This window comes from Caulobacter sp. FWC26, assembly GCF_002742645.2.
Taxonomy (GTDB): Bacteria; Pseudomonadota; Alphaproteobacteria; order Caulobacterales; family Caulobacteraceae; genus Caulobacter.
Genome location: NZ_CP033875.1, coordinates 4,070,406 through 4,095,030 on the forward strand (window position 1 = coordinate 4,070,406; position 24,625 = coordinate 4,095,030).

Annotated in this window: 22 protein-coding genes; 14 read left to right on the forward strand and 8 right to left on the reverse strand. The window is 66.9% G+C overall.

Annotated elements, in window-relative coordinates:
• The first annotated feature begins 107 nt into the window (after nucleotides 1–107).
• The 9 genes from obgE to CSW63_RS21050 all read left to right on the forward strand — a co-directional run bounded on the left by obgE (nucleotide 108) and on the right by CSW63_RS21050 (nucleotide 9,362).
• Complete coding sequence (obgE, locus tag CSW63_RS21010) at nucleotides 108–1,172, forward strand: GTPase ObgE (RefSeq protein ID WP_062094691.1); 1,065 nt, start codon at nucleotides 108–110, stop codon at nucleotides 1,170–1,172.
• Nucleotides 1,169–2,299: a glutamate 5-kinase gene (gene proB / locus CSW63_RS21015; protein ID WP_062094693.1), complete on the forward strand. Its 1,131-nt coding sequence runs from the start codon at nucleotides 1,169–1,171 to the stop codon at nucleotides 2,297–2,299. Before obgE ends, proB begins: the two co-directional genes overlap by 4 nt.
• Nucleotides 2,300–2,322: 23 nt before the next feature.
• A complete protein-coding gene (locus CSW63_RS21020) occupies nucleotides 2,323–3,852 on the forward strand; it encodes a UbiD family decarboxylase (RefSeq protein ID WP_062094696.1) in 1,530 nt (509 codons plus the stop codon).
• Nucleotides 3,853–3,885: 33 nt separating this feature from the next.
• Nucleotides 3,886–4,464 (forward strand): hypothetical protein, encoded by a 579-nt coding sequence (locus CSW63_RS21025; RefSeq protein ID WP_062094699.1) that lies wholly within the window; start codon nucleotides 3,886–3,888, stop codon nucleotides 4,462–4,464.
• A 166-nt stretch (nucleotides 4,465–4,630) separates the two neighbouring features.
• Complete coding sequence (locus CSW63_RS21030) at nucleotides 4,631–6,460, forward strand: M14 family metallopeptidase (RefSeq protein ID WP_062094701.1); 1,830 nt, start codon at nucleotides 4,631–4,633, stop codon at nucleotides 6,458–6,460.
• 80 nt (nucleotides 6,461–6,540) lie between these two features.
• The gene (locus CSW63_RS21035; protein WP_062094703.1) at nucleotides 6,541–6,942 is read left to right on the forward strand and encodes an MAPEG family protein; all 402 of its coding nucleotides are present in this window, start codon (nucleotides 6,541–6,543) and stop codon (nucleotides 6,940–6,942) included.
• Nucleotides 6,943–6,997: 55 nt separating this feature from the next.
• Nucleotides 6,998–8,329, forward strand: a complete 1,332-nt coding sequence (locus tag CSW63_RS21040) for a TldD/PmbA family protein (protein ID WP_062094704.1) — start codon at nucleotides 6,998–7,000, stop codon at nucleotides 8,327–8,329.
• The gene (locus tag CSW63_RS21045; RefSeq protein WP_062094705.1) at nucleotides 8,326–9,105 is read left to right on the forward strand and encodes a 3'(2'),5'-bisphosphate nucleotidase CysQ; all 780 of its coding nucleotides are present in this window, start codon (nucleotides 8,326–8,328) and stop codon (nucleotides 9,103–9,105) included. The genes CSW63_RS21040 and CSW63_RS21045 overlap by 4 nt, the downstream gene beginning before the upstream one ends.
• Nucleotides 9,106–9,125: 20 nt before the next feature.
• On the forward strand, nucleotides 9,126–9,362 hold the full coding sequence (locus tag CSW63_RS21050) for a DUF4170 domain-containing protein (protein ID WP_168193709.1): 237 nt from the start codon (nucleotides 9,126–9,128) through the stop codon (nucleotides 9,360–9,362).
• Nucleotides 9,363–9,500: 138 nt separating this feature from the next.
• On the opposite strand, the gene CSW63_RS21055 is transcribed toward CSW63_RS21050, so the two are convergent.
• Nucleotides 9,501–10,166 carry a tyrosine-protein phosphatase gene (locus CSW63_RS21055; protein WP_062094707.1) on the reverse strand — a complete coding sequence of 222 codons (666 nt, stop codon included), beginning with the start codon at nucleotides 10,164–10,166 and terminating at the stop codon, nucleotides 9,501–9,503.
• 155 nt (nucleotides 10,167–10,321) lie between these two features.
• Here CSW63_RS21055 and CSW63_RS21060 point away from each other — a divergent pair, with 155 nt between their 5' ends.
• Genes CSW63_RS21060 through lpxK form a run of 5 tightly spaced genes read left to right on the forward strand, consistent with a single transcriptional unit; the run spans nucleotide 10,322 to nucleotide 16,136 of the window.
• Nucleotides 10,322–12,136 (forward strand): ABC transporter ATP-binding protein, encoded by a 1,815-nt coding sequence (locus CSW63_RS21060; RefSeq protein WP_062094708.1) that lies wholly within the window; start codon nucleotides 10,322–10,324, stop codon nucleotides 12,134–12,136.
• Nucleotides 12,133–12,846 (forward strand): lysophospholipid acyltransferase family protein, encoded by a 714-nt coding sequence (locus CSW63_RS21065; protein WP_062094709.1) that lies wholly within the window; start codon nucleotides 12,133–12,135, stop codon nucleotides 12,844–12,846. Before CSW63_RS21060 ends, CSW63_RS21065 begins: the two co-directional genes overlap by 4 nt.
• A gap of 31 nt (nucleotides 12,847–12,877) precedes the next feature.
• Nucleotides 12,878–13,885: a cation diffusion facilitator family transporter gene (locus tag CSW63_RS21070; RefSeq protein WP_062094710.1), complete on the forward strand. Its 1,008-nt coding sequence runs from the start codon at nucleotides 12,878–12,880 to the stop codon at nucleotides 13,883–13,885.
• The gene (locus CSW63_RS21075; protein WP_062094712.1) at nucleotides 13,855–15,132 is read left to right on the forward strand and encodes a 3-deoxy-D-manno-octulosonic acid transferase; all 1,278 of its coding nucleotides are present in this window, start codon (nucleotides 13,855–13,857) and stop codon (nucleotides 15,130–15,132) included. The genes CSW63_RS21070 and CSW63_RS21075 overlap by 31 nt, the downstream gene beginning before the upstream one ends.
• Nucleotides 15,129–16,136: a tetraacyldisaccharide 4'-kinase gene (gene lpxK / locus CSW63_RS21080; protein WP_062094714.1), complete on the forward strand. Its 1,008-nt coding sequence runs from the start codon at nucleotides 15,129–15,131 to the stop codon at nucleotides 16,134–16,136. The genes CSW63_RS21075 and lpxK overlap by 4 nt, the downstream gene beginning before the upstream one ends.
• 33 nt (nucleotides 16,137–16,169) lie before the next feature.
• Here the strand turns inward: lpxK and CSW63_RS21085 are convergent, their stop codons facing one another.
• From CSW63_RS21085 to pstB, 7 genes are all read right to left on the reverse strand, one after another.
• Entirely contained in the window at nucleotides 16,170–17,459 is a 1,290-nt protein-coding gene (locus CSW63_RS21085; protein WP_082749394.1) for an amidohydrolase family protein, read from the reverse strand.
• 4 nt (nucleotides 17,460–17,463) lie between these two features.
• Nucleotides 17,464–18,546, reverse strand: coding sequence for a phosphotransferase (locus CSW63_RS21090; protein ID WP_062094716.1), 1,083 nt, complete (start codon nucleotides 18,544–18,546; stop codon nucleotides 17,464–17,466).
• 79 nt (nucleotides 18,547–18,625) lie between these two features.
• On the reverse strand, nucleotides 18,626–19,906 hold the full coding sequence (gene purD, locus CSW63_RS21095; RefSeq protein ID WP_062094718.1) for a phosphoribosylamine--glycine ligase: 1,281 nt from the start codon (nucleotides 19,904–19,906) through the stop codon (nucleotides 18,626–18,628).
• Nucleotides 19,907–19,967: 61 nt separating this feature from the next.
• Nucleotides 19,968–21,884, reverse strand: a complete 1,917-nt coding sequence (locus CSW63_RS21100; protein WP_062094720.1) for a methyl-accepting chemotaxis protein — start codon at nucleotides 21,882–21,884, stop codon at nucleotides 19,968–19,970.
• Nucleotides 21,885–22,352: 468 nt separating this feature from the next.
• Entirely contained in the window at nucleotides 22,353–23,045 is a 693-nt protein-coding gene (gene phoB / locus CSW63_RS21105; protein WP_010918183.1) for a phosphate regulon transcriptional regulator PhoB, read from the reverse strand.
• A gap of 20 nt (nucleotides 23,046–23,065) precedes the next feature.
• A complete protein-coding gene (gene phoU, locus CSW63_RS21110) occupies nucleotides 23,066–23,758 on the reverse strand; it encodes a phosphate signaling complex protein PhoU (protein WP_062094723.1) in 693 nt (230 codons plus the stop codon).
• Between the two features lie 21 nt (nucleotides 23,759–23,779).
• The gene (gene pstB / locus CSW63_RS21115; protein WP_082749397.1) at nucleotides 23,780–24,613 is read right to left on the reverse strand and encodes a phosphate ABC transporter ATP-binding protein PstB; all 834 of its coding nucleotides are present in this window, start codon (nucleotides 24,611–24,613) and stop codon (nucleotides 23,780–23,782) included.
• Nucleotides 24,614–24,625: the final 12 nt, after the last annotated feature.

Sequence of the window (24,625 nt, forward strand, 5' to 3'; positions counted from 1 at the left end):
CATCGCACAATCCCGCAACGCTCTGGCGTGACCAAGCGTCACGGGTCTAGCGGCGCGAGGCGGCCTTTGGGCTCGACGTACGGGACGCCTTGGGACAAAAGGACCCCATGAAATTCTTGGACCAATGCAAGATCTACATCCGCTCCGGTAACGGCGGCGGCGGATCGGTGTCGTTCCGCCGCGAGAAGTACATCGAGTACGGCGGCCCGGACGGCGGCGATGGCGGTCGCGGCGGCGACGTGTGGATCGAGGCCGTAGAGGGCCTCAATACCCTGATCGACTATCGCTACCAGCAGCACTTCAAGGCCGGCACGGGCGTGCACGGCATGGGCCGCGCGCGTCATGGCGCGGCCGGCGAAGATGTTGTCCTGAAGGTCCCCGTCGGCACAGAGGTGCTGGAAGAGGACAAGGAGACCCTGATCGCCGATCTCGACCACGCCGGCATGCGCATCCTGCTGGCCAAGGGCGGCAATGGCGGCTGGGGCAATCTGCACTTCAAGGGCCCGGTCAACCAGGCCCCAAAATACGCCAACCCCGGTCAGGAGGGCGAGGAGCGCTGGATCTGGCTCCGGCTGAAGCTGATCGCCGATGTCGGCCTCGTTGGCCTGCCCAACGCCGGCAAGTCGACCTTCCTGGCCGCGGCCAGCGCCGCCAAGCCCAAGATCGCCGACTACCCGTTCACCACCCTCACTCCGAACCTCGGCGTCGTGGACCTGTCGAGCAGCGAGCGCTTCGTTCTGGCCGACATCCCCGGCCTGATCGAGGGGGCCAGCGAAGGCGCGGGTCTTGGCACGCGCTTCCTCGGTCACGTCGAACGGTCGGCGACCCTGATCCATCTGATCGACGCCACTCAGGAGAACGTCGCAGAGGCTTACAAGACGATCCGGGGCGAACTTGAAGCCTATGGCGACGAGTTGGCCGACAAGGCCGAGATCCTGGCCCTGAATAAGATCGACGCCTTGGATGAGGAAACCCTCGCCGAGAAGGTCGCCGAGCTTGAGGCTGTCGCGGGCGTCAAGCCGCGCCTGGTGTCGGGGGTCTCGGGCCAGGGCGTCACCGAACTGCTGCGCGCGGCCTATCGGCAGGTCCGCATCCGCCGCGGCGACCTTGAGGAAGAGATCGCGGACGACGAGGATCACGTCGACGAGACCCCCGGAGGCTGGACGCCGTGAGCCAAGCGGCCGAGGCGTTCCAGAACGCGCGTCGCATCGTCTTTAAGGTCGGCTCGGCCCTGCTGGTTGACGATGACACTGGCGCGGCCGACCGCGCCTGGCTGGACGCGTTCTGCGCCGACGCTGCGGCCCTGCGCGCCGCCGGCAAGCAGGTCCTGGTCGTCTCGTCGGGCGCCGTGGCGCTTGGGCGGCGACGACTGGGGCTCACCGGCCGCAAGACGACCTTGCCCGAAAAGCAGGCCGCCGCCGCCGCCGGGCAGTCGCTGTTGATGCGCGCCTGGGAGGAAGCCTTCGAGCCCCATGGCGCCGGTGTCGCGCAGATCCTGCTGACCCGCGACGACACCGAGACCCGCCGTCGCTGGTTGAACGCTCGCGCCACGACCGAAACCCTGATGGGCCTGGGCGTCGTCCCGGTGGTCAATGAGAACGACACGGTCGTCACCGAGGAAATCCGCTACGGCGACAACGACCGGCTGGCCGCGCGCGTGGCCCAAATGGCCGGCGCCGATCTTCTGGTCCTGCTGTCGGACATCGATGGCCTCTACACCGCAGACCCGCGCAAGAGCCCCAAGGCCCAGCACATCCCATTGGTGAGCGAGATCACGGCCGAGATCGCCGGCATGGCCGAGGGGGCCAACGCCGCCGCCGGGGTCGGCACCGGCGGCATGGCCACCAAGATCGCCGCCGCTCGTATCGCCCGAGCCGCCGGCTGCGCCACCCTGATCACCTTGGGCTCGCGCCCGCGCCCGCTGGCCGCCATCGCCGCCGGCGAGAAGGCGACGCTGATCGAGGCCGGGGCGTCGCCCGCCGCCGCCTACAAGGCCTGGATCGCCGGCTCGCTGGCGCCGCAGGGCTGGGTCACGGTCGACGCCGGCGCGGCCAAGGCGCTGGAGTCCGGCAAGAGCTTGCTGTCGGCGGGCGTGCGTGCGATCGAGGGTCCGTTCGAGAAGGGCGACGCCGTCCGCGTCCGCGATGAGACCGGCCGCGAGATCGCGCGTGGCATCGTCCGCTACGACAGCGCCGACGCCCAGCGCATCGCCGGACTGCGATCCGACGCCATCGAGGCCGAACTCGGCTTCACCGAAGGTCCCATGATCCACGCCGACGACCTGGCCGTAGCCCACTAGACGTTTTCAGTACGAGCATTCCCATGGCCTACCGATCCTTGCGCGAATTCATCGATGTCCTGGAGGCCAAGGGTGAACTGGTCCGGGTCAGAGAACCCGTGTCCAGCGTCCTGGAGATGACCGAGATCCAGACACGGCTTCTGGCGACCGGCGGTCCGGCGGTGCTGTTCGAGCACGTCTTGCTGCCAGACGGCTCGCGTTCGGAGATGCCAGCGCTCGCCAACCTGTTCGGCACGGTCAAGCGCGTGGCCATGGGCGTCACCCTGGGCGGTGAACCGCGCGAGACGGCGGGCGAACTGCGCGAGGTCGGCGAACTCCTGGCCTTCCTGCGCCAGCCCCAGCCGCCCAAGGGCCTCAAGGACGCCCTCGACATGCTGCCCCTGGCCAAGACGGTCATGAGCATGCGCCCTGGCACGGTGAAGAAGGCTCCCGTGCAGGAGGTCGTCCTGACCGGCGACCAGATCGACCTCACCAAGCTGCCGGTCCAGACCTGCTGGCCGGGCGAGCCCGCGCCGTTGATCACCTGGCCGCTGGTCGTGACCAAGGGCCCCAGCAAGGACCGCGAGGACGACTTCAACCTCGGCATCTACCGCATGCAGGTGCTGGGCAAGGACAAGTGCGTCATGCGCTGGCTGGCCCATCGCGGCGGCGCCCAGCACTACGCTCGCCACAAGAAGGCGGGCAACAAGGACCCCCTGCCCGCCTGCGCCGTGCTGGGCGCGGATCCCGGCACCATCCTGGCGGCCGTTACGCCGGTGCCCGACACCTTGTCGGAGTATCAGTTCGCGGGCCTGCTGCGCGGGGCCAAGGTCGACCTCGTCCCGGCCAAGACCGTGCCGCTGATGGTCCCGGCCCACGCCGAGATCGTGATCGAGGGTCATGTCCTCTTGGACGAGTTCGCCGACGAGGGCCCCTACGGCGACCACACCGGCTATTACAACAGCGTCGAGAAGTTCCCGGTCTTCCAGGTGACGGCGATCACCATGCGCAAGGACCCGATCTACCTGACCACCTTCACCGGCCGGCCGCCGGACGAGCCCAGTGTGCTGGGCGAGGCGCTGAACGAGGTGTTCATCCCGCTGATCCGCCAGCAGTTCCCCGAGATCGTCGACTTCTGGCTGCCGCCCGAGGGCTGCAGCTACCGCATCGCCGTGGTGTCGATGAAGAAGGCCTATCCCGGCCACGCCAAGCGCGTGATGCTGGGCGTGTGGAGCTATCTGCGCCAGTTCATGTACACCAAGTGGGTGATCGTCGTGGACCACGACATCAACGCCCGCGACTGGAAGGACGTGATGTGGGCGATCAGCACCAAGATGGACCCCGCGCGGGACATCACGGTGATCGAGCACACCCCGATCGACTACCTCGACTTCGCGTCGCCCGAGAGCGGCCTCGGCTCCAAGATCGGCCTCGACGCCACCGACAAGTGGCCGCCCGAGACCAAGCGCGAATGGGGCGAGGAGATTCGCATGGACCAAGCCGTCGTCGACGCCGTCAGCGAGAAGTGGGCGAAGCTGGGCCTACCGGGTGACGGCCGGCCGATCTGGAAATAGACTCAAGGCGCAACAACGGTCGGGGGGCCATTGATGAGCGGGTTCGAGTTCTTCTTTTCGCTTTACGGGCTGGTTCTGGGCCTGTCGGTGGTCGAGATCATCGGCGGCGTCGCCCGGCTGACCCATGATTCGAAGGGCGTCCGTATCGGACTGCTGACACCCGTCCTGATCGCGGTGTTGCTGACGGATCTGTGCGGCTTCTGGGTGACGGCCTATCTGCTCTACAACGACCGCCCGCTGAACTATCTCGTTGTCGTCATGAGCCTTTTTTCAGCATCGCTCTACTATCTGGCAGCCGCGATCGTCCTGCCTCGCGACCTGTCGCAAGAGCCCGATCTCGACGCCGTCTACTTGCGGCACCGTCGGCTGATCATGGCCTGTATCGCCATAGCCGGCTTGGTGATGTTCGAGTTGACGCCGTCATTGACGCCTGCGGGTTTCGCTCAACGGCTCGCCTTCTGGACCAACCTGTCGCAGAGCTGGCAGCCGCTGACCTTTTTCGCCTGCATCGGCGCGATCATGCTGACGCGAAACAAGGCGGCGAACCTTGGACTGATGGTGCTGATGCTGTCGGTCAATGTCGCCTCTTTCCTCAGATTGCCTTCGATCTGAAGCCTCGTCGAAACGGTTTCACGCGACGCACAGCCCTGAGGCTTCGTACGCCCGACAGCGGCCTGCCCTCGGAGCGAAGGCCCTTAGCGCTTACTCGGCGTTTCGGTCGCTGATCGGCTGCTAAGTGGGTTGTCATCGGACGCGGGAGGCGCGACGACTTCGCTCCATGCGCACGACAGCCCTTCTCGCTATAACCCTGCTTGCCTTGGGAGCCCCCGCAATGTCCCAGACCCCGCCCTCCAAAGCCCCATGGGACCAAGCCTTCCTGCCGCCGGCGCCGCACTGGCAGGGCGCTAGCCAAGCTCTGATCCGAGACAAGGCCGATCCGTGGGTGACGCCGTTCGAGGCCGACGCCGAACACAATTTCTCGCCGAGCTACGCCGACACCCGCGCCTGGTTCCAGAAGCTGGACAAGGCCAGCCCCCTGATCCGCGTCGAGGACTTCGGCGTCTCGCCGCAGGGCCGTGAGATCTTCGCGGTGATCGCCAGCAAGGACGGCGACAAGCTGGATCCCAAGAAGCCGCTGCTGCTGGTCCAGGCCGGGATCCACCCCGGCGAGATCGACGGCAAGGACGCCGGCATGATGCTGCTGCGGGATATGGCGTTCCACGGCAAGGACGGCCTGCTGGACAAGGTCAACCTGGTCCTGATCCCGATCCTGTCGGTCGACGGACACGAACGCTCGGGCCCCTACTCCCGCCCCAACCAGCGCGGGCCGCGCATCCAGGGCTGGCGCAACACCGCGACCAACCAGAACCTCAACCGCGACTTCATGAAGCTGGACCAGCCGGAGATGCGGGCCCTGAAGCGCCTGCAGGCCAAGTACAAGGCCGATCTCTATGTCGACGTCCACGTGACCGACGGCATGGACTACCAGTACGACGTCACCTACGGCTTCAACGGCGAGAACGGCGTCTGGAACCGCTCCCCGGCCATCGCCCAGTGGCTGGACGGGGTGCTGAAGCCCGCCATGAACAACAGCCTGGAGGCCGAGGGCCACATTCCGGGCGAGCTGGTGTTCGGCGTCGACGAGCACAATCCCAAGGCCGGCTTCTCGGACGGGGGTCTGGGCGAGCGCTTCTCGAACGGCTGGGGCGCGGCGGCCCACGTCCCGACCATCCTGATCGAGAACCATAGCCTGAAGCCCCACGCCCAGCGCGTGCTCGGGACCTATGTGTTCATCGAGACGGCGATGAAGCTCCTGGCCGAAAAGGGCGGCGACCTGCGGACGGCCATCGCCGCCGACAGCGCCCTGCGCCCGACCGAGATTCCAGCCAATTTCGTCGCCGACGACAAGCCGGCCTACACGCGGGCCTTCAAGGGCATCCGTTACGAGTACTACGACAGCCCCGCCTCCGGCCGGAAGGAAGTGCGCTGGCTGGGCGAGGCGGATCCCGAGATCTGGAACGTCCCGTTCTATGGCTCCAAGCCCTCGCTGACGCTCAAACGCCCGGCCGCCTATTATGTGCCCAGCTACCGCGCCGACATCATTGATCGCCTGAAGCTGCATGGCGTGATCGTAGAGACGCTGCCAGCCGCCACGACGCTCAAGGTCGAGATGATCCGCCTGGTCGATCCCAAGATCGCCACGCGCGCCAACGAAGGCCACGTGCAGATCAGCGTCGACAAGGTCACGACCGAGACCCGCGATTGGACCTTCCCCAAGGGCTCGGTCCGTGTGTCGACCGACCAGCCGCTGGGCGACCTTGTCGTCCTGCTGCTAGAGCCGCAGTCGAACGAGAGCCTGTTCGCCTGGGGCATGGTTCCGGAGGTGCTGAGCCGGGTGGAATACATCGAGCCCTACGCCATCGCCCCCCTGGCCGAGAAGATGATGGCGGCCGATCCGAAGCTGAAGGCAGAGTTCGAGGCCAAGTTGGCGGCCGAGCCCAAGTTCGCCGCTGATCCCGACGCGCGCCTGGCCTGGTTCTACAAGCGCACGCCGTTCTACGACGACCACCACCTGCTCTATCCGATCGCGCGGGAACGCGCGCGATAAGGTCGCCGGGTTGCCGAGCCCGAGCGGAAGGCCTCATATGGCGCTCCGCTCGGGGGGAGCGGGCGTAGGGACGAAAGATCATGGACACCATCACCTCGGGCCACGCCGCAGCGCTGTGGGCCGGCCTCAACCTTTTCCTGCTTCTCATCCTGTCGTTGCTGGTCGTGCGCCTCCGCCAGAAACACAAGGTGGCGCTGGGCGATGAAGGCATTCCCGAACTAGCCCGCGCGATCCGCGCGTTCGGCAACGCCTCAGAATACATTCCCTCGGGTATGGCGGCGCTCGCGGTGCTGGCCGTCGCAGGCGCCGCGCCCCTGGCCATCCACGTGGTGGGTTTCATCCTGTTCGCCGGCCGTGTGATTCACGCCGTCGGCCTGTCCAACAGCGGCGGGGCGTCGATCCCACGCGCGGTAGGCATGTTGGCCACCTGGCTGGCCTACATCTTCGCCGGCGTCGCTCTGCTGTTGTCGGCGATCGGATAGCTGCGAATTGTCCTCCCCCGTTGCACGGGGGAGGAGATCACGTCCATAAGACCCCATGGACGATAATCTGCTGCATGACGTGGTCGCCGCCGCGCGCAAGGCCGGGGCCGACGCGGCCGAGGCTGTCTTCGCCGAGCGCCAATCCCTTTCCGTTTCCGTCCGGCTGGGCGACCTAGAAGAAGTCGAGCGCGAGGAGGCCCGCGATCTTGGCCTTCGCGTCTTCATCGGCCAGCGCAGCGCCACAGTTTCCGGATCGGATATCTCGGCCGAAGCGCGCGCGAAGCTGATCGAACGCGCCGTCGCCATGGCCCGTCTGGCGCCGGAGGATCCCTATGCCAGCCTCGCGCCTCAGGATCGTCTGGCGCGCGGTCCATTCCCGGACCTCGACCTGATCGACGCCTACGAACCGTCCGCCGAAACGCTTGAGACCCAGGCGCGAACCGCCGAAGAGCACGCGCGTGCGGTCAAGGGCGTCACCAATTCCGACGGCGGCTCGGCCACCTGGTCGTCGTCACGCTGGGCCCTGGTCACCAGCGACGGCTTCCACGGCGCCCACGCGGCCACGGCTCACTCGATCTCGGCCTCCGCCATCGCCGGCGAGGGCGCAGGCATGGAGCGGGGCGGCGAAGGTCGCTCGACCCGTCACTTCGGCGACCTGCCGGCGGCGGGCGACGTCGGCATGGAGGCTGGCCGCCAGGCCGTCGCCCGCCTGAACCCACGCAAGATCGCCTCGACCACCGCCCCGGTGATCTTCGAGAACCGCTTGGCCATGAGCCTGATCGGTCCGCTGCTGGGTGCGATTTCGGGTCCCTCGATCGCGCGCGGCACCTCGTTCCTGAAGGACAAGCTGGGTCAGGCGATCTTCGCCAAGGGCGTCAACCTGCTGGAAGACCCACACCGGGTGCGCGGCCTGGGCTCTGCCCCGTTCGACGACGAGGGGGTGGCCACCGAGGCCCGCGCCCTGATCGAAGACGGCGTCCTGACCACCTGGCTGCTCAACACCAGCGCGGCCAAGCAGCTAGGCCTCACGACCACGGGGCATGCCTCGCGCGGTCTGGCGGGCCCTTCCGGCGTCTCGACCCACAACCTGACGCTCCAACCCGGCGCCCAGGACCTGCAGGGCCTGATGAAGGATGCAGGGACGGGACTTGTGGTGACCTCGATGTTCGGCCCCTCACTGAATGGCAATACGGGCGATTGGTCTGTGGGCTGCTCGGGCTACTGGTTCGAGAACGGCGAGCGCACCGGCCCCGTCACCGAGATCACCGTCGCCGGCAACCTGATCGACATCTACGCCCGCCTCGTGCCTGGCTCGGATCTGGAGCTACGCGGCGCCAGCAACAGCCCGTCGCTGCTGGTCGACGCCCTGGCGATCGCGGGCAAATGAACGACCTGGACCTGATCATCGCTGCGGCGCGGGAGGCGGGCGAATTGGCGCTCGGCGCTCGCGAGAACGGCCTGAAGATCTGGTCCAAGTCGGGCGGTTCACCGGTCACGGACGCCGACCTCGCCGTCGACACGCTGCTGCGCACCGAACTCCGCGCCGAACGCCCGGACTATGGCTGGCTGTCCGAAGAGACCGCCGACGACCCCGCCCGCCTCTCCACCGCACGGCAATTCGTGGTCGATCCGATCGACGGCACCGTCGCCTTCATGAAGGGCAAGCCCTGGTTCGCGGTGTCGATCGCCGTGGTCGAGAACGGCCATCCCGTCGCCGGCGTCGTTCACGCGCCGGCGCTGGACGAGACCTACGCCGCGACCTTCGACGGCCCCGCCACCCTGAACGGCGTACCGATCGCCCCCAGCGCCACTGACCGCCTGGAAGGCGCGGCGATGCTGGGCGACGCCAAGATGTTCGCCCACCCCGCCTGGCGCGAGCCGTGGCCGGCGATGCGGATCGAAACCCGAAACTCCATCGCCTACCGGGCCTGCCTCGTGGCCGCCGGCGCTTTCGACGCGGCGGTGGCGCTATCTCCCAAGAGCGAATGGGACGTCGCGGCCGCTGACCTGATCTGCCGGCGCGCTGGCGCGGCGCTCAGCGATCACAAGGGCCGTCCCTACGCCTATAATCGGCCCGTTCCGCAGGTTCCGAGCCTTGTTTGCGCCAATCGCGTGCTGGCGCCATTGATCCTTAACCGTGTCGGGCATATCGAGCTGCCATAATCACAATTCCTCGCAGGAACTTGCTCCAAATGCCTGACAAGCAGCTTCTTCATATCGTGGTCGGCGGCGAACTGAAGGACGTCGCGGGCGTCGAATTCCGCGATCTCTCCAAAGTCGAATTCGTCGGCGCCTATCCGAGCTACGACGAGGCCCACAAGGCTTGGAAGGCCAAGGCTCAGGCCACGGTCGACAACGCCCACGCCCGCTACTTCATCATCCACGCCCACAAGCTGCTGGATCCGAGCAGCGAGGGGTGAGCGTAGAAGGGGGCCGGGTCACTGGCCTCCACCTGACCGCTTCGCGGTCGGCCGCCCCCATAGGGGGTCGCAAGGCGCGCGCCCTTCTTCCCCTATGGGGGAGGAGGGCCGAAGGCCCGGAGGGGGCGAGTCGTCCGCCTACTCCCGGCGCAAAATCTTGTCCGTCAGGACCTTACCCAGCATGCCCGCCCGGAAGGTCTTCTTCATCTCGACCGGGTCGTAGTCGTCGCTCTCGACCCACTCGCTGAAGCTCAGACCCTTGGGCTCGCCCTTCTCCAGGTACTGCTCGAACACGTAGTCCAGCACGCCCGTATTGCCGTGTTTGATGTGAAGGTAGCGCGGCCCCAGCTGCTTCATCGCCTCGCGGATCGGCTGGCCCAGGCGATAGTGGGCGTAGAACACACTCATGATCCCCGCCCGGTCCGCACCGGACTTGCAATGCATCAGGGCCGGGTACTCGATCTTGTCGAATAGTTCCTTGGCGCCGCGCACCCGCTCACGGATCGGAACCTCTCGCGAGGTGATGGTGAAGTCGACGAAGTTCAGGCCCAGCCGCTCGCAGGCGTCCTTCTCCAGCGCATAGAAGCTGCCGTCAAAGCCACCTCGCAGGTTCACGATCGTCTTGATCCCGCGCTTCTTCCACCAGGCCAGCTGGAACGGCCACGGCTGGTTGGCGCGCACCAGTTCCGGACTGATCCAGTGGGCGTTGGAAAAGCCGAGCCGCAGATAGGCATGGTCGTTCCACAGATAGTGGAGATAGGTCTTGAACCGGCCCCAGGGCGTGGTGAGGTCGAACTTGGCCAAGGCGGCGCGATCCTTCGGAAATTCCGGCTCTAAGTAGGGGTATCGCCCATGAAAGGCAAAATCGCGCGACGATCCGCCTTCAGAGCGTCGCTTTTCGACGCCAGTGCGTCTCGCGCGTCCTTGACAGCCTCCTTCCGAAATCCGACCCCTCGCCCATGATCGCACAGGACCGTCCGCAGCCCTCGAACCGCGCCCTGATGGGCCGGATGTGGCGCGAGTTCCTCCAGCCGCGCTGGAAGGGCTTCCTGGTGTCGATGCTCAGCGCCGTGATCGTGGCGCGGCTCACCGTCATGCTGGCCGAGTATGTCGAGCCCGCCGTCGACAAGCTGATCGCCCATCCCCAGCCGGGCGCCCTGATCTGGGTGCCGCTGACCATCGCCGGCCTGGCCTTGGCGCGGGGCGTCTTCCAGGTGATCCAGGCCAGCCTGATCAACCGCATCGGCAACGGCGTGGTCGGCGACATGCAGACGCGCCTGTTCGGCCGCCTGATCCGCGCGGATCTGGCCCGTCTGCGCGGCGCGCACTCGGGCTCCTATGTCGCATCGGTGCTTTACGACGCGGGCCTGATCCGCGAGGCCGCCACGACCGGCGTCATCAACTATGTCCGCGAAGGCCTGACTGTCGCCATCACCCTGTGGGCGCTGTTCAACAGCGATCCGATCCTGGCGGCCGGCGTGCTGATCATCGTGCCGGGTGTCAGCAGTGTGATCCGCCACTTCTCCAAACGCACCACCAAGGCCGCCAAGGGGGCCATGGGCGAGACCTCGAACCTCTCCACAGCCATCATGGAGAGCCTGGACGGGGTCAAGATCGTCAAGATGGAGAACCGGGAGGCCTATGAGGAGGCCCGCGTCGCCGCCGTGGTCGAGCGTCGCCAACGCCACCTGATCAAGGGCAGCAACGCCCGCGCCATGGCCGCGCCGGCCACCGAGCTGTTCTCGCAGATCGTGATCGCGGCCGTTTTCGCCTACGCCGGTTGGCGGGCGATCACCGGGGCGCTGGTGGTGGGTCCCTTCACCCTGCCGCCGATCACGCCCGGGGGCTTCCTCAAGTTCGTGATCCTGCTCGGCATCGCCGCCCAGTCCCTGCGCCAGGTCGCCAACCTGCAGACCGTATTCAGCGAGGGCCTGACCGCCGCACGTCGTCTCTTCGAAGCGCTCGATGTGGCCCCGACCATCGTCGACCCGGCCGACGCCAAGGCGCTGCCTCCCGGCGAGAGCATGATCGCCCTGGCCGACGTGACCTTCTCGTACGGCGCCGACATACCGGCCCTGTCGAACGTCAATCTGCAGGCGCGCAAGGGTGAGACCGTGGCCCTGGTCGGCCCCTCGGGCGGCGGCAAGAGCTCGATCCTGAACCTGATCCCGCGCTTCTATGACGTGAACGCCGGCGCGGTGAGCATCGACGGTCACGACGTACGCTCGGTGACCCTGGCCAGCTTGCGCGACCGCATCGCCCTGGTCACCCAGGAGCCGTTCCTGTTCGACGATACGATCCGCGCCAACATCGCCTATGCCCGTCCCAACGCGAGCCAGCTGGAGATCGAGGCCGCCGCCCGCCAGGCAGCGGCTCATGACTTCATCCAAGCCCTGCCCGAAGGTTATGACACCCCGGTCGGCGAAGGCGGCGCAAGGCTATCGGGCGGCCAGCGCCAGCGTATCGCCATCGCCCGCGCCTTCCTGAAGGACGCGCCGATCCTGTTGCTGGACGAGGCCACCAGCGCGCTGGACACCGAGAGCGAGGCGCAGGTCCAGGCGGCGCTGGAGCGCCTGATGGCCGGTCGCACCACCATCCTGATCGCCCACCGCCTGTCGACGGTGAAGAACGCCGACCGGATCTATGTGATTGACAAGGGGCGAGTCGTGGAGACGGGCGCCCATGCCGATCTGGTCCGCGCCGGCGGCCTCTATGCCCGCCTCGCCAAGGCTCAGGATCTGGACAACCCAGCGGGCGGGGAGTCCCAACCATGAGGCCGCTCCGTTCTCCCTGGGTGATGGGCGCGCTGACGCGTGTCTTCTCGGGCTACATAGCCCTGACCTACAAGACCCTGCGCTGGACGCGCGAGGGCCAGGCGATCGCCGACCGCGTCCAGACCGAGGCCCTGGCCAGCGGCGGCGGCGCGATCCTGGCGCTGTGGCACTCGCGGGTTCCGGTTGGTCCCGCGACCTGGCCGCAGGGGCGGGACAAGCCGGAGATCCGGGTGCTGGTCAGCCAGTCCCGCGACGGCGAGTTCATCGCCCGGGTGATCGCGCGCCTGGGCCTGCCATCAATCCGGGGATCGTCCCTGAAGAAGACCGACACGCACAAGAACAAGGGCGGCGAGCAGGCCTTCCGCGACATGGTCAAGTGGGTGAAGGACGGCGGCGCCATGGCCATCACGCCCGACGGCCCGCGCGGCCCCGTCGAGGTGATGCAAAAGGGCGCGATCGCGCTGGCCCGGGTCAGCGGCGCGCCAGTGCTGTTCGTCGGCGTCGCGGTCAATCCCTGCATCCGCCTGAAGACCTGGGACCGCACCATCATTCCCCTGCCCTTCGCCAAGGCGGCGATCGTTTGGGACGGCCCGGTTCACGCCGGTCGCGACGACGACCCCGAAGCCCTGGTCCAGGCCTGGAGCGCGCGACTGAGCGCCGTTTCGAGGCGCGCCGAGGCCATTGTCGGCGAAACCGCGCCCAAAGATTGATCCTCGCCCGCCTTGGTGGGATGTAAGCCCCATGCCCCACGACGCCCACGGACACGCGCACGATCATGGACACGGTCATGACCATCATGGTCACGACCACGCGCGTGGGCATGGGCATCACCACCATGGCCATGATCATCACGGTCACCACCATCACGCCCCCAAGGACTTCGGCCGCGCCTTCGCAATCGGCACGGCGCTGAACCTCGGCTTCGTCATCGTCGAGGCGGGCGCAGGGATCTTCACGCACTCTTTGGCGCTGCTGGCCGACGCCGGGCACAATCTGTCTGACGTCCTGGGCCTGCTGCTGGCCTGGGGCGCGACGATTCTGGCCAAGCGCGCGCCCAGCGCGCGGCGCACCTATGGCCTCCGCAAGGGCACGATCCTCGCCTCGCTGGGCAACGCCGCCCTTCTTTTGGTCGCGGTCGGCGCCATTGCCTGGGAGGCGATACGCCGCTTCGCCGCGCCGGAGCCGATTGAGACCGGCCCCGTGATGATCGTCGCCGCCATCGGCATCGTCATCAACACCGCAACGGCGCTGATGTTCATGAAGGGGTCCAAAGAGGACCTGAACGTTCGGGGCGCGTTCCTGCACATGGCGGCCGACGCTGCAGTGTCGGCCGGGGTTGTGCTCGCGGCCCTGGCCATGACCTTCACCGGATGGCTGTGGCTGGACCCCGTGGTGAGCCTCGTGATCGTGGCGGTGATCGTGCTGGGCACCTGGGGCCTTCTGCGCGACTCGCTGGATCTAGCCCTGGACGCCACGCCGCGCGGCATTGACGCCGACCAGGTACGCACGTGGCTCGCGGCGCGCCCGGGGGTCAGTGAGGTTCACGACCTGCATATCTGGGCGATGAGCACCACCGAGACCGCCATGACCGCCCACGTCGTCCGTCCTTTGGACGCAGACCACGACCAGTTTCTGCACGACGCCTGCGCCGAACTGGCCAGCCGGTTCAAGATCGGCCACGTGACCATCCAAGTCGAAAGCAGCCACGGCGCGCACGGGTGCCGCCTGGCGCCGGCGGACGTCGTGTGATCCGTCCGAACGCGCTGAACCTCTACCGGGCCGTCACGGGCCTGCTGGAGCCCATCGCGCCGGCCCTGCTGACGCACCGCGCCCGCAGGGGAAAGGAGGACCTTGCGCGCCTGGACGAACGCCTCGGCAAGTCCAAGGCGCTGAGGCCCGACGGCCCCCTCGTCTGGCTGCACGGCGCCAGCGTCGGTGAGAGCCTGTCGATCCTGCCGCTGGTCGAACGCCTGCGCGCCGAGAAGCCGAAAGTGACCGTGCTGGTCACCTCCGGCACGACAACGTCCGCCGCGTTGCTGGCCCAACGCCTGCCGCAGGGCGCGATCCACCAGTATCTCCCCGTCGACGCCCCCAGCGCGGCCAAACGTTTCATGGCGCAGTGGCGGCCCAGCCTCGCCGTGTTCGTCGAGAGCGAGCTGTGGCCCAACCTCTTGCTCGAAGCCAAGGCGGCGGGAACGCGCCTCGCCTTGGTTTCGGCGAAGCTGTCGGATCGCAGTTTCGCGCGCTGGTCGCAACGCTTCGACGCCGCTCGCCAGCTTCTGGCGAGCTTTGACCTGATCCTGGCGCAGGACGCGCGGGCCCAAGCGCGCTTTGAGGCCCTCGGCGGGAAGGTCGCCGGCGAGGCTGACCTTAAGTTCGGCGCCGCGCCTCTGCCGGTCGATCCGGCCGCCCTGGCGGTCGAGCGCGAACGGTTCCCCGTCGCACCGCTGCTGATCGCTAGCACCCACCCCGGCGAGGACGAGATCGCGCTCGATACGATCGCGTCTCTGTCGGATCGTCCCGGCGTGATCCTGGCGCCGCGCCACGTCGAACGGGGCCCGGCCATCATGACCTTGGCCAAGGCCCGAGGTCTGTCGGCCTCGCTCCGCAGCCAGTCGCCGGGTCAGCCCGCCGATATCGTCATCGCCGACACCCTGGGCGAGATGGGCCTCTGGTTCCGTCTGGCGCGAACTTCCGTGGTCGCCGGAAGCCTGGTTCCCGATATCGGCGGCCACAACCCGCTGGAGGCCGCACGGCTGGATTGCCCCGCGATCAGCGGCCCCTTCGTGGAGAACTGGGCCTCAGCCTATGCCGGCCTGGAAGCGATCGGCGGCGTGGTGATGACCCCGCCGACAGGGCTGACCCAGGCCATCGCCGCCGACCTGGTCGCCCCCGAGGCGGCGCGCGCTCGCGCTGCTCGCGCCCGCGATTTTGTCGACCGCCGCGACCAGGAAGCCCGCGCTGGCCTGTCGCGCATCCTCGAGCTGGCACCATGAAACTCGGCACCCCCCGCTGGTGGTACGTCAAGAGCGGCGCGCCCGCGCCGATAACCCGCGCGCTGCTCACGCCGCTGTCTTGGGTGTGGGCCGACGCCACCCGCCGTCGCATCGCGCGCGCAACCCCAGCGATTGTCGGCGCGCCCGTGATCTGCGTGGGGAATGTCACCATGGGCGGCGCGGGCAAGACCCCGATTGTCCGTGAACTGCTGCTGACCCTCACGAAACGGGGTGTAGAAGCTCACGGCCTGTCGCGGGGCTATGGCGGCAGGCTGAAGGGACCGGTCCAGGTCGACACCGCGCGTCACACCGCCGCCGACGTCGGTGACGAGCCGTTGATGCTGGCGCAAGACTTTCCGATGTGGATCGCGGCCGATCGCGTGGCCGGCGCCAGGGCGGCCGCCCGGGCCGGCGCTCAAGCGATCGTCATGGACGACGGCCACCAGAATCCCAGCATCCGAAAGGCGCTGTCTCTGGTCGTGGTCGACGGCGAGACCCGCGGCGGCGAGTGGCCGTTCGGCGACGGCCGCGTGTTTCCCGCCGGACCAATGCGCGAGCCGCTGAAGGTCGGCCTGTCCCGCGCGGACGCGGTGATCGTGCTTCTGCCGGTCGAGATGGAGCAGCCGGACTTCGATCTTCTCGTCGAGTTCGGGGATATCCCGGTGCTGGTCGCCCGCCTCGAAGCGGCCGCCCCGGTCCCCAAGGGACCTCAGGTCGGCTTCGCCGGCATCGCCAAACCCTGGAAGGTGGAGAAGGCCCTGACCGCCGCCGGCTGCCAGTTGGTCGACTTCGCGCCCTTCCCCGATCACGGCGCCTACAGCGAGTCGACCTTAAAGATGCTGGCCGACCGCGCCGAGGTCTATGAGGCGGGTCTCGTCACCACCGAGAAGGACTGGGTGCGCTTGCCGCCGGCCTGGCGCGAACGCGTGACCCCCTGGCCGGTCCGCGCCCGGTTCGACGACCGGGACGCGCTTGAGGCCCTGCTGAAGGGGATCGGGCTATAAGGGTCAATCCTCCCCGGCAAGGGGAGGATCCGATCACTTATAGACCACGCCGCCCTTGATGACCGAGGTCACGCGCTGGAGTTCGGTGACGTCCTTAAGCGGGTCGCCCTTCACCGCGATCAGGTCGGCGGCCTTGCCTGGGGCCAGGCTGCCGATCTCGTTGCTCATCGAGAAGTGATCGGCGGCGTTGACCGTAGCGGTCTGGATCGCTTCCAGCGGGGTCAGGCCGGCCTTGACCAGCAAGGCGAACTCCCCGGCGTTGTCGCCATGGGCCGAGACGCCCGTGTCAGTGCCAAAGGCGATCTTCACGCCGCCCTCGTGGGCGCGGCGGGCCATGGCCAGCATCTTGGGACCGGCATCCAGGGCCTTGGCGGTCTGGGCGGGGGTGAGGAAGTTGTTCGGACCCGAGGCGATCCGGTAGACGAAATCGCCGGCCATCAAGGTCGGCACCAGATAGGCGCCGTTGTTCTTGAACAAGGCGATGCTCTCGGCGTCCAGGAAGGTGCCGTGCTCGATCGAGTCGCCGCCGGCCTTCAGGAAGCTGTTGATGCCGTCCACACCGTGGGCGTGCGCCGTGACTTTCCGGCCCATGCGGTGGGCGGCGTCGACGATCGCTTCCAGCTCTGCGTTCGAGAACTGTTGAGCCAGACCGGCGGCGGTATTGGAGAGCACGCCCCCCGTAGCGGTGATCTTGATGATGTCGGCGCCGTGCCAGACCTGCTCGCGCACCGCGCGTCGGCAATCGTCGGCGCCCGAACAGACCGACTCCGGACGCAGCACATGCATGACCTCGTCCGAATAGCCGTTCACGTCGCCGTGGCCGCCGTGGATCGACACCGCCGAGCCGGCGGCGATCACGCGCGGTCCGGGAACATCGCCGCGCTTGATCCCGTCACGCAGCGCGAAGACCGCCTGGTTCTCGCCGCCCAGGTCTGCGACCGTCGTGAACCCGGCCATCAGGGTCTTTCGCGCAAAGCCAGCACCGACCATGGCTTGGGTCGCTGACGACTGGGTAACCTCGTCAAGGCGGGAGTTCGGATTCTGCTCGCCCGTCAGGTGGACATGGCTGTCGATCAGGCCTGGCAGCACGAAGCTGTCCTTCAGATCGACGATCTTACCGCCCTTTTCGGCGACATAGCCGTCGACGATGCGAACCACCTTGCCCTTTTCGATGACCAGCGTCTTGGCGGTCTCGACCTTGCCCGTCGCCGGGTCGGCCAGAAGGCGCCCCGCCTGAACGAAAGTCGTCTGCGCGCTCGCGGCCTCGGCGAGCACGGTCGTCGCCGCCAGGGCGCAGACGCCCGCCAAATAGCGCTTGATCATATCGTCAGGCCCCCGCCTTGCGCGCGAAGTCCCAGGCCCCCTTGGCCAGAACCGGCACGCGCGCTTCCATCAGCTGCGCATGGGCGCTGGCGGCGGTGCCGTCACGGACGCGGCCAACAATACCCTGGCAGATACCGGCCAGTCTGAAGAGGTTGTACGAGAAATACCAGTCGAGTTCCGGCAGGCCGTCACGACCCGTGGCCTTGCAGTAACGCGCCACGGCTTCGGGGATGGTGGGAACGCCATATGCGGTCAGGTCGTCGATGCCCGAGAGGCCCCCGCGCTGGTCGGAAGGCATCACCCAGTTCATCAGGAAGTAGCTGAAGTCCGCCAGCGGATTGCCCAGGGTCGACAGCTCCCAATCCAGGACCGCAATCACCCGCGACTCGGTGGGGTGCAGGATCATGTTGTCGAGGCGATAGTCGCCGTGGACGATCGAGGTCTGGTCGTCCGCCGGCACGGTGGCCGGGAGCCATTCCATCAGGCGGTCCATCTCCTCGATGGTCTTGGTTTCGCTGGCCTTGTACTGCTTCGTCCACCGGTCGATCTGGCGCGCGAAATAGTTGCCGGGCTTGCCGTAATCGGCGAGTCCGACGGCCGCATAGTCCACATTGTGCAGCGCCGCCAGGGTGTCGATCTGGGCCTCGTAGATCGCGCGGCGCTCGGCCGGCTGGTAGTCGGGCAGCGTGCCGTCCCACAGGATCCGGCCCTCGACGTTCTCCATGACGTAGAAGATCGTTCCGATCACATCCTCGTCCATGCACAGGGCATAGGCCTTGGCGACGGGGAAGTGGGCCTTGTTGAGCCCGGAGATGACCTTGAACTCGCGATCCACCGCATGGGCGCTGGGCAGCAGCTTGCCCGGCGGCTTGCGACGCAGGACGTACTTCTTGGCCGGCGTGACGAGCTGGTAGGTCGGGTTCGACTGACCGCCCTTGAACTGGCGCACTTCCAGCGGGCCGACATAGCCTTCGACATTCGCTTCCAGCCAAGCCGCCAGCTTAGCCTCGTCGATCGCATGGCGCGGGTCGACGGGCTTGGTGCCGGAATTCAGGTCCTGGGCGGACGGTTCGGCGGCTTCGGCCATGACGCTTTCTCCCCAACGCTTGTTTGAATGGGGAGTTTAGAGGTCACGTCGCCGGAGGCAAGCCTTCGCCTGCGAAACCTCAGGTCCGTTGAAGCCCTCGCCAGCCGATATCCCGACGGTGGAAGCCGCCCGGCAGGCTGATCTGCGAAAGCGCGGCGTAGGCGCTCTCCCGCGCCTCGGCCAGGGTCTCGCCCAGAGCACAGACGTTCAGCACCCGCCCACCCGACGCCACGAGGCGCCCTTCGGCGTCACGGCTCGTGCCGGCATGGAAAATGACGGCCTGATCGAAAGACCCGTCCGCGCCCGTGATAACGCCGCCGGTCTTGGGCGCGTCGGGATACCCTTCCGCCGCCACGACGACACAGATCGCCGCCTCGTCGCGCCACTTGGGCGGCTCGGCGCTGGCCAACTCCCCCCTTGCCGCCGCCAGCAGGATCGGGACGATGTCGCTCTCCAACCGCAGCATCAGGGTCTGGCACTCGGGATCCCCGAAACGGGCGTTGTATTCGACGAGCTTAGGGCCGGTCGGCGTGAGCATCAGGCCGGCGTAGAGCACGCCGACGTACGGATTACCCTCAGCCGCCATGCCCTCGACGGTCGGAAGGACCAGTTCGCGCCAAGCCTGGTCGATCAGATCCTGCGTCAGCACCGGCGGGGGCGAATAGGTGCCCATCCCGCCGGTGTTAGGCCCCTCGTCGCCATCATAGGCGCGCTTGTGGTCCTGCGCCGCGCCGAACAGGACGGCGGTCTTGCCGTCACAAACGGCGAACAGCGAGGCCTCCTCGCCGTGCATGAACTCCTCGATCACCACGCGGGCGCCGGCCGAGCCAAAGCGGCCGCCCAGCATGTCCAGAACCGCCGCATCAGCCTCGGCGCGGGTCGCGGCGATGACCACGCCCTTGCCCGCCGCAAGACCGTCGGCCTTGATCACGAACGGCGCGTCCAAGGTGTCGAGGAAGGCGCCGGCCGAGGCCGCGTCCTCGAACACGCCATAGGCCGCCGTCGGCAGGCCATGACGCTGGCAGAAGTCCTTGGTGAAGGCCTTGGAGGTCTCCAGTTGCGCCGCGCGCTGGCTGCCGCCGAAACAGGGAATGCCGACCGTCGCGAGCTTGTCCGCGAGACCGACCTCCAGAGCCGATTCCGGACCGACCACCACAAGGTGGGCGCCGATCTCCTGGGCCAGGGCGACCAGTCCGTCGGCGTCGGTCGCTTTCACCGGGCGCAGCTCGGCCACCGCCTCAACGCCCGGATTGCCAGGCGCCGCCACAAGGCGTCCGCAGAGCGGCGACTGGGCGATCTTCCAGGCCAGGGCGTGCTCGCGCCCGCCGGACCCGACGAGGAGGATGGTCAGCTTTTCCATGAGCGCGGGGTGTGGCGCGGGCGACGGCGCGGGTCAAGGGCCGGACCCGCGCCGTGGGGTCTCAAGCGGCGTAGTCCTTGAAATTGGCGTCGTCTGAATCCGGTCCGCCTTGCGCCAGGTCCAGAGCGAAGCCCTTAACGCGCGCCTGCTGAGCGGAGACCGGAGTCCGGCTCGTCGACTTGCCGGCGACAGCCTTGCGCGCGGGTCGGACCGTCGCCTTGGCGGGCGATCGCGCCATCGCGGAGGCGTTTTCGCCGTCTATGCGGAAGAAGGCGATGGAGGCGCGCAGTTCCTCGGCCTGGGCGGCCAGTTCCTCGGAGGTCGCCGACATCTCCTCGGACCCGGCGGCGTTCTGTTGCGTCACCTGGTCCAGTTGCTGCAGCGCCTCGTTGATCTGGGCGGCGCCGATATCCTGCTCGCGGCAGGCGGCGCTGATCTCGGCGACCAGCTCGGCGGTCTTGCGGATGTCCGGCACCAGCGAGGTCAACATCTCGCCTGCCGCCTGAGCCGCCTTAACGGTGTCGCTGGACACGGCGCTGATCTCGGCGGCTGCGGTTTGACTCCGTTCGGCCAGCTTACGCACTTCCGACGCAACGACGGCGAAGCCTCGGCCATGCTCACCGGCGCGAGCCGCCTCGACAGCCGCGTTCAGGGCCAGAAGGTCAGTCTGACGGGCGATTTCCTGGACGATGGTGATCTTCTCGGCGATGACTCGCATGGCGTCGACGGCCTGAGCGACCGCCTTGCCCGAAGCCTCTGCATCTTGAGCCGATTGGCGGGCGATCTTCTCGGTCTGAGCGGCGTTATCGGCGTTCTGCTTGATGTTGGCGGCCATCTCCTCCATCGAGGCCGAAGCCTGTTCCGTCGAAGCAGCCTGTTCCGTCGCGCCCTGACTGAGCTGTTCCGAGACCGAGGACAGTTCTTGGCTTCCCTCGGATACATTTTCTGAGGCGGCGGAGGCGTCAGAGACCACGCCGCGCAGGCGGTCGATCATCCGCTCAAGCGCCAGGCCCATCACGTCCTTGTCAGACAGGGGATTGGCTTCCACCGTCAGGTCGCCTTCCGAAACCTTGTCGGCCAGGGCTGCTGTCTGGCGAAGATTGGCCACCATGCCCCTCAAGGACTTGCTCAAGATATCCTTGTCCGAGAGCGGGGTGATCTCGACGCTGAGGTCGCCTGCGGCCACCTGGTCGGCCAAGGCGGCCGTAGCGCGGAGATTGGCGGTCATGCGATTAACGGTGTCGACCAGGTCCTTGATCTCGTCGTTGGTCGTGACGGTCACGGTCTGATCCAGGTCCCCCTTGGCCACGGCGTCGGCCAGGTCGCCGATCTTGGCGAAGCCGCGCGAGATGGTCCGAGCGATCCAGACCGCCGCCCCGGCGGCCAGCAGCACCGAAAGACCGATCACGCCCATCAACATGTTGCGCGACCGGGCGTAGGTCCGGTCGCCTTCGGCGACGGCCTCGGCCAGAAGCTTCTGATTGACCTCCGTCAGCGCATCGACCGTCGTGATGATGCGACCGGTGATCTGTCGCTGCGTGGTCCGCATCACGGTGAGCGCCTGATCGCGGCGGCCCTCCATCAGGTCACGCCGCATAGCCTCGTCGATTTCGGCGAACACCGCCCATTCGCTGGCCAAGGCTTCCCACTTCGGCTTGCCGCTGGGCGACGCATGGGACAGGCCCGCCTCCAACAGGGCGGTGACCTTCCGCTTGTTGTCTACGGCGCTGGTGTTTTGGCTCTTCAACTCCTCGGCGTCATCAGCCAGGGCCATGTTCTTCTCGGCGCGCATCACCTGCAACAGGGCCGTGCTCAAGCTCTGGCTGCGCTCCAGCTGAGCGACGGGGCCCTCGACCATAGCTTTCTGGCCGCGATCAAGGTCGCCGAGTTGTCGAACGCCGAACAGCGTGGCGGCGGCCATCATCAGAATGAGCGCCCCGAAGGTCAGGGCGAGTTTGAGCTTGATCGTCATGCGCATGGGAGGCTCCGACTCGTTTTAGCCCTAGGAGAAAGAAGAACAGAAAAGTGAACTCAAAAATCTCATTCGCTCTTCATTTGGACAAGTTTACAGGCACGTAGACAGACAGGAATATTCAGAACCTGAATATTTCTGGATACCTGGAAAATTAATACACGATCATATCTGCAGCGACATCATCCAAATCACTCAAGATGTACGGGAATTCGGGCTAGAGTCTTGCAGATAGTACTTCTTCAAACTCGATCGAGGACGGTTAACGGCCGGTGAATCGGTCAACTATCGAGATAGCGACATTCTGCCTCACCATCTTTGGGTGAAATCGCTTCTTCGTTGCGAGAACGGCGCGGCCGTCGCGTGCGGGCCGCGAAGGCACGAAAAAACCGCACGCCGACAAACGGCGTGCGGTTAAGCCCAAAGGCCTGGGTTCACAGCGTTTCGGTGAGGCGGACCCCGGCCCGCCTTGGCTTACGCTGCGTCCATATCCAGCGAGTAGCCCGCCGATCGGACGGTTCGGATCGGATCCGCGTCGGTCGTTCCGTTCAGCGCCTTGCGCAGGCGGCCGATGTGGACGTCGACCGTGCGGGCCTCGACATAGACGTCCGAGCCCCAGACGGCGTCCAGCAGTTGCTCGCGGCTGAAGACCCGGCCAGGGTGCTGCATCAGATAGTCCAGCAGGCGAAACTCGGTCGGGCCGAGGTGGATTTCCTTGCCGCTGCGCTTCACACGGTGGGCGACCCGGTCGATGATGATGTCCCCGACCGTGATGCGGTCATCGGCCAGACCGGGACGGATCCGGCGCAGCACGGCGCGAACGCGGGCCGTCAGTTCGACCATCGAGAACGGCTTGACCACATAGTCGTCGGCGCCGGTGTCGAGACCCCGGATGCGATCGGTTTCCTCGCCGCGCGCCGTCAGCATGATGATCGGCACGTTGCGCGTCTCGGCGCGGCCGCGCAGGCGACGGCAGACCTCGATGCCCGAGACCTTGGGCAGCATCCAGTCGAGGATCACCAGGTCCGGCGCGCGCTCGTTGGCCATGATCAGGGCTTCCTCGCCGTCGCCGGCGACGCCGACCCGGTAGCCCTCCTTGTCGAGGTTGTAGTGCAGCAGGGTGGCCAGGGCGTCTTCGTCTTCGACCACCAGAACGTAGGGAGTCATTTCAGCCGCCTCTTTCGGAGCTAGTGCGACAGCACATCGAGCTTGGGACGCTGCGAGGTCAGTTCCTCGCCCGTCAGCTCGAAATGAATGATTTCGGCGATGTTGGTGGCGTGGTCGCCGATCCGCTCGAGATTCTTGGCCACGAACAGCAGATGCGTGCACGCGTTGATGGTTCGCGGATCGCCCATCATGTAGGTGAGCAGTTCGCGGAAGATGGCGTTGTAGTGCTCGTCGACCTCTTCGTCGCGGCTCCAGACGCCGATGGCGCGCTGAAGGTCCGAGGTCGTGTAGGCGTCCAGCACGTCCTTCAGACGCCCCTGGACCAGCTTGCCCATACGCTCGATCGAGCGCGTCAGGGCGCTCATCGGGTCGGCCTCGGTCAGGATAAGGGCCCGCTTGCCGATGTTCTTGGCCATGTCGCCGCAGCGCTCCAGGCTCATCGAAATCTTCAGCGCGGCCACAGCGTGACGCAGATCCACCGCCATGGGTTGACGCAGTGCGATCAGGCGGAAGGCCTTGCGCTCGATTTCGGACTGCAGCGTGTCCAGACGCTCGTCGCCGGCCACGACCGCCTGGGCCAGGGGACCATCGCGGCGGGCGATGGCGGCGATGCAGTCGGCGACCTGGCTCTCGGCGATGCCGCCCATGCGGGTGACTTCGGCGGTCAGGTGGGCCAGCTCTTCGCCGTACGATTTGACGGTATGTTCGGTCATGTCAGCTTCCTCCGGTTCCGCTTAGCCGAAGCGGCCGGTGATGTAGTCCTGGGTGCGGCTGTCGCGAGGATTGGTGAACATCTCCTCGGTCGGGCCGCTCTCGACCAGCTTACCGAGGTGGAAGAACGCCGTGCGCTGCGAGACGCGGGCGGCCTGGGCCATCGAGTGCGTCACGATGACGATGCAGAACTGGCTGCGCAGTTCGTCGATCAGTTCCTCGATCTTGGCGGTGGCGATCGGGTCGAGAGCCGAGCACGGCTCGTCCATCAGGATCACTTCGGGCGAAACGGCGATGGCCCGGGCGATGACCAGACGCTGCTGCTGGCCGCCGGACAGGCCGGTGCCGGGCTGGTGCAGGCGATCGGCGACCTCGTTCCAAAGACCAGCCTTCTTGAGGCTGCTCTCGACGATCGCTTCCAGTTCAGCCTTGCCAGTGGCGAGGCCGTGGATGCGGGGACCATAGGCGACGTTCTCGAAGATCGTCTTCGGGAAGGGGTTGGGCTTCTGGAACACCATGCCGACGCGCGAGCGCAGCACCACCGGGTCGACGCTCTTGGCGTTGACGTCGGCGCCGTCAATCTGGATCGAGCCTTCGACGCGCGCGCTGGGGATCGTGTCGTTCATACGGTTGATGCAGCGCAAGAAGGTCGACTTGCCGCAGCCCGACGGGCCGATGAAGGCGGTGACCGATTTGCCGGGGACATCGAGATCGACGTCAAAGAGCGCCTGCTTCTCGCCGTAGAAGACCTTGACGCCACGCGCCTTGATCTTGGGCTCGGCGGTCGCCGGGGCGGAGCTCGGGGCGGTGTTGATCACCGACGCGCGGGAGGAATCGTCGGGGCTTTGGACGGTCATGGCGTGTCCCTG